This window comes from Ralstonia sp. TCR112 (assembly GCF_007997035.1).
In the GTDB taxonomy this organism is placed as follows: domain Bacteria; phylum Pseudomonadota; class Gammaproteobacteria; order Burkholderiales; family Burkholderiaceae; genus Ralstonia; species Ralstonia edaphi.
Genome location: NZ_VOSS01000033.1, coordinates 61,398 through 70,995 on the forward strand (window position 1 = coordinate 61,398; position 9,598 = coordinate 70,995).

9 protein-coding genes are annotated in these 9,598 nt (G+C 64.1%); 6 read left to right on the top strand and 3 right to left on the bottom strand.

What is annotated here, in order from left to right; genetic code table 11:
- Positions 1-50 precede the first annotated feature (50 nt).
- Genes FUT88_RS11755 through FUT88_RS11765 form a run of 3 tightly spaced genes read left to right on the top strand, consistent with a single transcriptional unit; the run spans position 51 to position 1,811 of the window.
- Positions 51-734: a CsgG/HfaB family protein gene (locus tag FUT88_RS11755; RefSeq protein ID WP_004634882.1), complete on the top strand. Its 684-nt coding sequence runs from the start codon at positions 51-53 to the stop codon at positions 732-734.
- Positions 735-783: 49 nt separating this feature from the next.
- Positions 784-1,149, top strand: coding sequence for a DUF4810 domain-containing protein (locus FUT88_RS11760; protein WP_004634880.1), 366 nt, complete (start codon positions 784-786; stop codon positions 1,147-1,149).
- Entirely contained in the window at positions 1,149-1,811 is a 663-nt protein-coding gene (locus tag FUT88_RS11765) for a DUF799 domain-containing protein (protein WP_147215261.1), read from the top strand. Before FUT88_RS11760 ends, FUT88_RS11765 begins: the two co-directional genes overlap by 1 nt.
- Before the next feature lie 73 nt (positions 1,812-1,884).
- Here the strand turns inward: FUT88_RS11765 and metE are convergent, their stop codons facing one another.
- The gene (gene metE, locus FUT88_RS11770; protein WP_147215263.1) at positions 1,885-4,215 is read right to left on the bottom strand and encodes a 5-methyltetrahydropteroyltriglutamate--homocysteine S-methyltransferase; all 2,331 of its coding nucleotides are present in this window, start codon (positions 4,213-4,215) and stop codon (positions 1,885-1,887) included.
- Between the two features lie 124 nt (positions 4,216-4,339).
- On the opposite strand from metE, the gene FUT88_RS11775 reads away from it, so the two are divergent.
- Positions 4,340-5,257 carry a LysR family transcriptional regulator gene (locus tag FUT88_RS11775; protein WP_027680114.1) on the top strand — a complete coding sequence of 306 codons (918 nt, stop codon included), beginning with the start codon at positions 4,340-4,342 and terminating at the stop codon, positions 5,255-5,257.
- Here the strand turns inward: FUT88_RS11775 and FUT88_RS11780 are convergent, their stop codons facing one another.
- The gene (locus tag FUT88_RS11780; protein ID WP_147215265.1) at positions 5,258-6,178 is read right to left on the bottom strand and encodes a LysR family transcriptional regulator; all 921 of its coding nucleotides are present in this window, start codon (positions 6,176-6,178) and stop codon (positions 5,258-5,260) included.
- A gap of 113 nt (positions 6,179-6,291) precedes the next feature.
- On the opposite strand from FUT88_RS11780, the gene FUT88_RS11785 reads away from it, so the two are divergent.
- Both FUT88_RS11785 and FUT88_RS11790 read left to right on the top strand, forming a co-directional pair.
- Complete coding sequence (locus tag FUT88_RS11785) at positions 6,292-7,449, top strand: acyl-CoA dehydrogenase family protein (protein ID WP_147215267.1); 1,158 nt, start codon at positions 6,292-6,294, stop codon at positions 7,447-7,449.
- A gap of 104 nt (positions 7,450-7,553) precedes the next feature.
- Entirely contained in the window at positions 7,554-8,192 is a 639-nt protein-coding gene (locus FUT88_RS11790; protein WP_147215269.1) for an FMN-binding negative transcriptional regulator, read from the top strand.
- A gap of 39 nt (positions 8,193-8,231) precedes the next feature.
- Here the strand turns inward: FUT88_RS11790 and fahA are convergent, their stop codons facing one another.
- Positions 8,232-9,503, bottom strand: coding sequence for a fumarylacetoacetase (fahA, locus tag FUT88_RS11795; protein ID WP_147215271.1), 1,272 nt, complete (start codon positions 9,501-9,503; stop codon positions 8,232-8,234).
- Positions 9,504-9,598 lie beyond the last annotated feature (95 nt).

Below are 9,598 nucleotides of genomic sequence, written 5' to 3' on the forward strand. Positions count from 1 at the left end.
AAATAATATTTTAGAAAATCAGATTTAAGAATTTTTAAGGGAGAAGTCGAATGAAGCAAACCTCGAAATTGATGATTGCCGGCGCCGCAGCGGTGGCACTCGGCATGCTCGGCGGGTGCGCGACCGAATCGTCGCAGGCGCTGCCGGTTGCCAAGGTGGAAAGCGCGAGCCGCCCATACGCCGGCGTGCGGGCCCCGATTGCGGTAGGCAAATTCGATAACCGCTCGGCGTACATGCGCGGCGTGTTCTCGGATGGCGTGGACCGCTTGGGCGGCCAGGCCAAGACCATCCTGATCACGCATCTGCAGCAGACGAACCGCTTCTCGGTGCTCGACCGCGACAACATGGCCGAGATCAAGCAGGAAGCCGCCATCAAGAACACCGCGCAGAAACTCAAGGGCGCCGACTACGTCATCACCGGCGACGTGACCGAGTTCGGCCGCAAGGAAACCGGCGATCAGCAACTGTTCGGCATCCTCGGCCGCGGCAAGGAGCAGGTGGCCTACGCCAAGGTCGCGCTGAACGTGGTGAACATCTCGACGTCGGAAGTCGTGTATTCGGTGGGCGGCGCGGGCGAGTACAAGCTGTCGAACCGTGAAGTGATCGGCTTTGGCGGAACGGCCAGCTACGACTCGACGCTCAACGGCAAGGTGCTGGACCTGGCCATGCGCGAGGCGGTGAACAACCTAGTCAACGGCATCGAAAGCGGTGCCTGGAAGCCGGGCGCGCAATAAGCTCAGGCGCAGTCAAAACAAAAACACGAAATAAGGGGTAACAACAGTCATGAGCAAGGTGTTTGCGATGTGGCGCGTGGCGGCCGGTGTGGCCGTCGGGAGTGCAATGCTGGCCGGTTGCGCTGGTCCGAAGCCGCTGTACCAGTGGGAAGGCTACCAACCGCAGGTGTATCAGTACTTCAAGGGTGAAGCGAAGGAAGCTCAGGTGGCTGAGCTGGAGCGCGGCCTGGAGAAGATCAAGGCGACGAATGGCGCCGTGCCGCCGGGCTATCACGCCCAGCTGGGCATGCTGTATTCGGGCCTGGGCAAGGACGACCAGATGGTCCAGGAGTTCAATACCGAGAAGGCACTGTTTCCGGAATCGGCGACGTACATCGATTTCCTGATGAAGAACGTGAAGAAGGGGACCAACTGATGGCAAAGCGCTTTCTGAAACTGTTTGCCGCGGCCAGCGTGGTGACCCTGATGGCGGGTTGTGCTGTGCCAACCAAGAACGTCGACTATGCAGCTTTCAAGGCCAGCAAGCCGCGTTCGATCGTGGTGCTGCCGCCGCTGAATGAATCGCCCGACGTGGGCGCCACCTACGGCATGCTGTCGCAAGTGACGGTGCCGCTGGCAGAGGCGGGTTATTACGTACTGCCGGTCGCGCTGGTGGATGAAACGTTCCGCCAGAACGGCCTGAACACCGCAGGTGACATCCACGGCGTGCCGGTGGCCAAGCTGCATGACATCTTCGGTGCAGATGCGGCGCTGTACATCACGGTCACGCAGTACGGCAGCAAGTACATGGTGGTGAGCAGTGCCACCGTCGTGTCGGCCGATGCCAAGCTGGTCGACCTGAAGAGCGGGCAGACGCTCTGGACCGGGCACGCCAGCGCGTCCAACAACGAAGGCGGAAACAACTCCGGCGGCGGCCTGATCGGCATGCTGGTGTCGGCGGCCGTCAACCAGATCATCGCCAACGTGACCGACCAGGGCTACAAGGTGGCCGGTACGACCAGCGCGCGTCTGCTGTCGGCCGGGCAACCGGGCGGACTGCTGTATGGTCCGCGCTCGCCGAAGTACGGTACGGACTAAGCTGCCGTCTGCCGCAAGAAAAAACGCCAACCAGCGCAAGCCGGTTGGCGTTTTTATTTGGTGCTATCGACTTTTAAGCCGTCGCACCTTCGCGCTGCGTAGCCTTGCTGCCCGCATGCAGCGCATTGGCATGCTTGGCGCGCAAGCGGCGCGTGGCTTCCACCATGCCTTGCAGTGCCGCTTCCACTTCCGGCCAGCCGCGCGTCTTCAGGCCGCAGTCGGGGTTGACCCACAGGCGTTGCACGGGCACGACCTGCGCGGCCTTGTCGAGCAACGCTTCCATTTCTTCCACACGCGGCACGCGCGGCGAATGGATGTCGTACACGCCCGGCCCAATCTCGTTCGGGTACGCAAACTCCCCAAACGCGTCCAGCAGTTCCATGTTCGAGCGCGAGGTCTCGATCGTGATCACGTCGGCGTCCATCGATGCGATGGCCGGCAGGATGTCGTTGAACTCCGAATAGCACATGTGCGTGTGGATCTGCGTGTCGTTACGCACGCCGGAGGCCGACACACGGAATGCACGCGCCGCCCATTCCAGGTAGCCCGGCACATCGGCGGCGCGCAACGGCAGGCCTTCGCGGAAAGCCGGCTCGTCGATCTGGATGGCGGCAATGCCGGCGGCTTCCAGATCGCACACTTCGTCGCGCAAGGCCAGGGCGATCTGCAGTGCGGTCTGCTCGCGCGGCTGGTCGTCGCGCACGAACGACCACTGCAGCATCGTCACAGGGCCGGTCAGCATGCCCTTCATCGGCTTGGTGGTCAGGCTTTGTGCGTACTTGGACCACTCGACCGTCATCGCTTCCGGGCGATACACATCGCCGTAGATCACGGGCGGCTTTACGCAGCGCGAGCCGTAGCTCTGCACCCAGCCGTTGGCGGTGAAGGCGTAACCCCACAGCAGTTCGCCGAAGTATTCGACCATGTCGTTGCGCTCGGCTTCTCCGTGCACGAGCATGTCGAGGCCGAGCGCTTCCTGGCGGCGCACGACGTCGGTAATTTCGGCGCGCATGCGCTGCAGGTAATCCAGCGCCGGGAGTTCGCCGCGCTTGTGTTGCGCGCGCGCCTGGCGAATCTCGGCCGTCTGCGGGAACGAGCCGATGGTGGTGGTCGGCAGCAGCGGCAGGTTCAGGCGGGCTTGCTGCGCTTCTGCGCGGTCGGCGTAAGGTGCGGCGCGTTCTGCATCTTCTGCGCGGATCGCGGCCACACGTTTCTTGACGCCGGCGTTGTGCACGCGGCGGGATTGGGTGCGCGAGGCGATGGCAGCGCGGTTGTCATCCAGCGCCTTCTGTACGGCAGCCTGGCCTTCGACCAACGCGAGCTTGAGGATCGCCAGTTCGTCGAGCTTCTGGCGCGCGAAGGCCAGCCAGCCTTTGAGTTCGTCGTCGAGCTTGGTTTCGGCGGACAGGTCCACCGGCACATGCAGCAGCGAGCAGCTCGGCGCCACCCACAGGCGATCGCCAAAGGCTTCGGCCAGCGGCGCCACGCGTTCGAGCACGCGCGCAAGATCGGAGCGCCAGATGTTGCGGCCGTCGACCACGCCAACGGAGAGCACCTTGTCTGCGGGCCACGGTGCGAACGCGCCAAGCTGTTCCGGCGCACGCACGAGATCCAGGTGCACGCCATCGACCGGCAGGGATTTGATCAGTGCGGCGTGGTGAGACGCGGCTTCGAAGTACGTCGCCAGCAGCAGCTTCGGGCCGTTGGCAGCGGCCAGCGCCTGGTAAGCGGGGCCGAATGCGCCCACCCAGGCTTGCGGGAGATCCAGCACCAGCGCCGGTTCGTCGATCTGCACCCATTCCACATTCAGCGCGGCCAGGCGCTGCAGCACAACCGCGTAAGCCTGAAGCACTTGCGGCAGCAGCGCGAGCTTGTCGGCCAAGCCGTTGCGAGCCTTGGCCAGATGCAGGAACGTGACGGGCCCGATGAGCGCCACCTTCACGCGGTGCCCGGCAGCCTGTGCCTCGCGCACTTCTTCGAACAGCCACTCCGTGCCGGGGCCCCATTGCCGATCGAGGAGGTCGGGCGTGAGTTCAGGCACGAGGTAGTGGTAATTCGTGTCGAACCACTTCGTCATTTCCATGGCCGCGTGGTCGGCATTGCCGCGGGCAAGCACGAACGATTGCGCCAGCGTCAGTTGCGCGGCGTCAAAGCCGTAGCGCGTGGGAATGGCGCCGAGCAGGGCGGCCGTTTGCAGCACCTGGTCGTACCAGGCGAAATCGCCCACGGTTACAAAGTCGAGGCCGGCGTCGCGCTGGGCAGTCCAGTGGCGCTCGCGCAGGGCGCGGCCGGTGGCACGCAGGTCGTCTTCGGACGAGGCGCCCTTCCAGAACGATTCGAGCGCGAACTTCAGCTCGCGTTGCGCGCCGATGCGCGGGTAGCCGAGGGTGTGGATGGTCGTCATAGTGGTCGCAGGAGAGGCGATTCGGTTTTCAGTCCAGCGATGATCGGCGACCCGTTGTCATGAATCAAATGATATTATTTTTGATAACGTTGAATGAGATTCATAAATTGGTAATCGCACGAACATGCTCGAAATCCGCCATCTGCGTACGCTGATCGCCCTGGCCGACGGTGGCTCCGTCTCGCGCGCCGCCGAGCGGCTGCACCTCACGCAATCGGCGCTGTCACATCAATTGCGCGCGCTGGAGTCGCACTATGGGCTGGCCGTCGTGCGCCGCAAGGGCCAGACTGTGGAATTGACCGAAGCCGGCGAGCGCATGCTGGAACTCGCGCAAAAGGTCGTCGCCGACATCCAGACCGCCGAGCGCGACCTTGAACGCATCAAGGGCCGCGCGGCCGGCACGCTTCGCATCGCGCTGGAATGCCACACCTGCTTTGACTGGCTGATGCCCGTGATGGACGCCTTCCGCCAGCGCTGGCCGGAAGTGGAGATGGACCTTGTGTCGGGTTTCCACACGGATCCGCTTGCGTTGCTCAAGGACGGCCGCGCCGACGTCATCATCGGCTCCGACGCCAAGATGCGGCGCGGCGTGGTGTTTGCGCCGCTGTTCCGCTTCGAGATCCTCGCCGTGCTGCCCGTTGATCACGCGCTGCGCAACAAGAAGTGGCTGGAGGCGAAGGACTTTACGGACCAGACGCTCATCACCTACCCCGTGCCCGAAGAGCGCATCGATCTGATCCGCCAGGTGCTGACACCGGCCGGCATCGCATTCAACCGCCGCACGGCGGAGCTGACCATCGCCGTGCTGCAGCTCGTTGCCAGCCGCCGCGGGCTGGCCGCGCTGCCGAGTTGGGGCATCAAGAATTACGTCGATTACGAATACGTGGTGGCCAAGCGCGTCGGCAAGGAAGGCCTGTGGAGCGATCTCTACGCCGCCATGACGCGCGACTATGCGCAGGCGCCGTTTGCGCAGGACTTTATCGAGACGGCCAAGTCGATCTGCTTTGCGCAGTTGCCGGGCTTGATGCCGCTGGAAGCGTAATCAGGCGTGCCCCTTGCGGGGCAAGCGCGGCAACTTGCCTTGCAGACCGTCTTTCAGGAAGTCCAGCAAGTGCCGCGTCGCGAGTGTCCGGTATCGACTCGGCATTGCCAGCATGTAAAGGCGGCTGCCAAACACGCTGAACCGATACGCGGGCAGCACGCGTTTGACGTGGCCGTCGCGCAGATCATCAGCCGCGGCGTAATAGGGCAGGATTCCGAGCCCATTGCCCGAACGCACGGCGGCTTGAAGGAACAGGTAGTTGTCGGACGAGACGCCCGGGTCCAGCGTCACGAGTGTCCGTTCATCGTCCAGTTGCGCCGATAGCCGCAACGGTTGTCCGACCGCCGGCGCGCTGACGATGGTGTGGGCTGCGAGCGCGTCGAGCGTTTTCGGCACGCCATGCATGGCCAGGTAGTCCGGCGCGGCGCACAGCACCCAGTCGACTTCATCGAGCAGCGTGGCGACGAGCGATTCCGGCGGGTTGGAGACGATGCGCAGCGCCACGTCGACGTCCTCGCCGATCAGGTCGGACACGCGGTTGTCGAACCGCACATCCAGGCGGATATCCGGATACGCCCGCTTGAAGGCCACCAGCAGCGGCGACACCAGCAAATGCCCCAACCCCGTCGGCACCGACAGCCGCACGCTGCCTTGCAGCGACTTGCCGAGCGACGAGACGAGCGCGTCGGCGGCGGCCATTTCGCGCAGGATGCTGCGGCCGTGTTCGTAGATGCCGGCGCCGACCTCCGTGGGCTCCACGCGGCGCGTGGTCCGGCGCAGCAGTTGCACGCCCAGTGCGCGCTCAAACGCCTTCAGCCGGTGGCTTACGTTCGAGCGCGTGGTCTGCAGCCGGCGTGCCGCCGCCGACAGGTTGCCCGCGTCGACGATTTCCACGAACAGCTTGAGCGCATTCAGATCCATGACGGCCCGCCAGATTGGTGAATGAGACTCGACATTCTGTTGATGCCGGCCCGGATTGTCAAAACGTGCCAACCCGGTAACATCGACCGGAACCTACCTCGGAACCCAGCGACATGGCGCTCGACGACGAATCCTTCGGCCTGCTGCAGCAATCGGTGCAGCGCTTCATCCAGGAACGGCTTGTGCCGGCGGAAAACATCCTCGAGGAAGAGGACGACGTGCCCGCCGACATCGTTGCCGACATGAAAGAGATGGGCCTGTTCGGCCTGTCGATTCCGGAGGAGTACGGCGGCATTGGCCTGGCGATGGCGCAGGAATGCGAGGTGGTGTACGACCTCGGGCATACGGCGCTGGCCTTCCGCTCGGTGTTCGGCACCAACGTCGGCATCGGCTCGCAGGGCATCCTGATGGACGGCACCGATGCGCAGAAGGCCGATTACCTGCCGCGCATCGCCAGCGGCGAACTCATCATCTCGTTTGCGCTGACGGAGCCGAACGCGGGTTCGGACGCCGCATCGCTGCAGACGCGCGCCACGCTGGACGGCGATCACTACGTCATCAACGGCACCAAGCGTTTCATCACTAACGCGCCGCGCGCCGGGGCATTCACGCTGATGGCGCGCACGGGCAACGAAGGCGCGGGCGGCATCTCGGCCTTCATCGTGCCGGCTGATACGCCAGGCATCACGCTCGGCAAGCCTGATAAGAAGATGGGCCAGCGCGGCACCAAGACCTGCGATGTCATGCTCGATAACGTGCGCGTGCCGGCGGCCAACATCATTGGCGGCGTGGCGGGGCAGGGCTTCAAGACGGCGATGAAGGTGCTCGACCGCGGCCGCCTGCACATCTCGGCCCTGGCATGCGGCATGGCGCACCGGCTGCTGACCGACGCGGTGGCCTACGCCAAGGAGCGCAAGCAATTCGGCCAGCCCATCGCAGACTTTCAGTTGATCCAGGCCATGCTCGCCGACAGCCAGGCGGAGCTGTACGCCGGCATGTCGATGGTGCGCGACTGCGCGCGCCGCTACGATGCCAAGCCCATCGGCAAACAGGATCACGAAGTCAGCATGCTGGCCTCTTGCACCAAGATGTTCTGCACGGAGATGGTCGGCCGTGTGGCGGATCGTGCGGTGCAGATTCACGGTGGCGCGGGCTACATTGCCGAATACAAGGCAGAGCGCTTCTATCGCGATGTGCGTCTGCTGCGCCTGTACGAAGGCACCACGCAGATCCAGCAGCTCATCATCGCCAAGAACCTGCTGCGCGACTAGGCTGGCTCTAATAATTTGCCTGAATCTGGCTCTATTTTGGAGCCACGTTCTGGTTCAGAATGGGCGCTTTCCTGTTCGATTGCACGATCGTTGCCGGAGTCGCCATGTACATCCCCGCCCACTTTGAAGAATCGCGTCCTGACGCGTTGCACGACCTGATCGCGCAGAATCCGTTCGGGACGCTCGTCACGCATGGCGAGCGGGGGCTGGATGCCAACCACATTCCGTTCTTGCTGCTGCCCGAAGAGGGCCAGCTTGGCGTGCTGCATGCCCACGTGGCGCGCGCCAATCCGGTGTGGAAAGACGTCGCCAACGGCGATGAGGTGCTCGTGATCTTCCGCGCGGGCGATGCGTACATTTCACCGACGTGGTATCCGAGCAAGCACGAGCACCACAAGGATGTGCCGACCTGGAACTACCGCGTGGTGCATGCGCATGGCCGCATCACCGTGCGTGACGACGCGCGGTTCGTGCGTGGCGTGGTGGCTCGCCTGACGCGTGCGCACGAGGCTTCGCAGCCTAAGCCGTGGAAGATGTCCGACGCGCCTGCCGACTACATCGATGAGTTGCTGAAGGTGATTGTTGGTCTCGAGATCGAGATCACGCGCCTTGAGGGCAAGCTCAAGCTCGGCCAGAACCGGGAAGCGCGCGATGCACGCGGCGCTGGCGAGGCGCTCAAGGCCAGCGGCGCGCATGTCGTTGGCGACGCGATGCTCGCCGCGCTGGCTGCAAAGACGGAATGATGCGAGCGGCGGACTGTTAATCCGTCGCTCCACACCGCATTACTTCACACTGCGTGCCGGCAGAATCTCGCCGCGCACTTCCCCAAAGCCCACGCGATAGCCATCGCCCTGGCACCAGCCGGTCATGGTGACTTCGTCGCCGTCTTCCAGGAAGGCGCGCGTGGTGCCGTTGCCGAGGTCCAGCGGCTGCTTGCCGTTGACAGTCAGCTCCAGCAGGCTGCCGTAGGAATTCGGCGTCGTTCCGCTGATGGTGCCCGAGCCCATCAGGTCACCCACGCGCACGTTGCAGCCGGACACGGTGTGGTGCGCAAGCTGCTGCGCCATCGTCCAGTACATCGCGCGGAAGTTGGTGCGGGCGATCGTGGTGCGCTCGCCGCCGTGCGGACGCAGCGCGGTTTCGAGGGCGATGTCGTAGGCGTTCGGCCGGCTCTGCCGCAGATACTCCAGCGGCTCGGGCGATTGCGCCGGGTTGGCCACGCGGAACGGCTCCAGCGCTTCCATCGTCACGATCCACGGCGAGATCGATGTGCCGAAGCCCTTCGAGTTGAACGGGCCGAGCGGCACGTATTCCCATTGCTGGATGTCGCGCGCGCTCCAGTCGTTGAGCAGCACGACGCCGAACATGTAGTCGGGTGCGGCGTCCACGGAAACCGGCTCACCCAGCGCACTGGGCTTGCCGACTACAAAGGCCATCTCCAGCTCGTAGTCCAGCTTGCGGCAGGCCGTGAAGATCGGGCGCGGCTGGTCGGGCAGCTTGATCTGGCCCATCGGGCGATGCAGCGGTGTGCCGCTCACCACCACGGAGCTGGCGCGGCCGTTGTAGCCGATCGGGATTTCCAGCCAGTTGGGCAGCAGCGCGTTCTCGGAATCGCGGAACATGCGGCCGACGTTGGTGGCGTGTTCTTTCGACGAATAGAAATCCGTGTAGCCGGGGATGTCGATCGGCAGATGCATCACCGCATGCGCTTGTGGCACCAGCGCGCGAGCGTGCAGTGTGGCGTTGTCGCGCACGTGCGTGTCGGCCACGCTGAACAGCGCTTGCAGCTTCTTGCGCGTTTCCGCCCAGACGGGCTTGCCAAGGGCGATGAAGGTGTTGAGTTTGCCGGTGCGGAATGTGCCGCGTGTTGCTGCGGGGAGCAGGCCGGCGTCATCCAGCACGCCGAGATCGATGACCTGATCGCCCAGGGCCACGCCTGCGCGTGGCGACGGGTTTTCCTTGGTGGAGAAGATGCCGAAGGGCAGGTTTTCCAGAGGGAAATGGGTGTCGGGGGTGTTGGCGGATTCTAGCCAGCTTGGTTGGCGGGTGGTCATGATGGGGCGATGGTTTGTTTGTTGAGTCGGTTATTGCTTGACGTTGCTGGTGCATCCCTTGTTTCACCCCCTGCCGGGGGCGACTTACTTTCTTT

What these genes read in the sequence shown, in the direction of transcription:
- FUT88_RS11755 (WP_004634882.1), top strand. Translation starts at nt 51, where the DNA reads ATGAAGCAAACCTCGAAATTGATGATTGCCGGCGCCGCAGCGGTGGCA.
- FUT88_RS11760 (WP_004634880.1), top strand. Translation starts at nt 784, where the DNA reads ATGAGCAAGGTGTTTGCGATGTGGCGCGTGGCGGCCGGTGTGGCCGTC.
- FUT88_RS11765 (WP_147215261.1), top strand. Translation starts at nt 1,149, where the DNA reads ATGGCAAAGCGCTTTCTGAAACTGTTTGCCGCGGCCAGCGTGGTGACC.
- metE (WP_147215263.1), bottom strand. Translation starts at nt 4,215, where the DNA reads ATGACGACCATCCACACCCTCGGCTACCCGCGCATCGGCGCGCAACGC.
- FUT88_RS11775 (WP_027680114.1), top strand. Translation starts at nt 4,340, where the DNA reads ATGCTCGAAATCCGCCATCTGCGTACGCTGATCGCCCTGGCCGACGGT.
- FUT88_RS11780 (WP_147215265.1), bottom strand. Translation starts at nt 6,178, where the DNA reads ATGGATCTGAATGCGCTCAAGCTGTTCGTGGAAATCGTCGACGCGGGC.
- FUT88_RS11785 (WP_147215267.1), top strand. Translation starts at nt 6,292, where the DNA reads ATGGCGCTCGACGACGAATCCTTCGGCCTGCTGCAGCAATCGGTGCAG.
- FUT88_RS11790 (WP_147215269.1), top strand. Translation starts at nt 7,554, where the DNA reads ATGTACATCCCCGCCCACTTTGAAGAATCGCGTCCTGACGCGTTGCAC.
- fahA (WP_147215271.1), bottom strand. Translation starts at nt 9,503, where the DNA reads ATGACCACCCGCCAACCAAGCTGGCTAGAATCCGCCAACACCCCCGAC.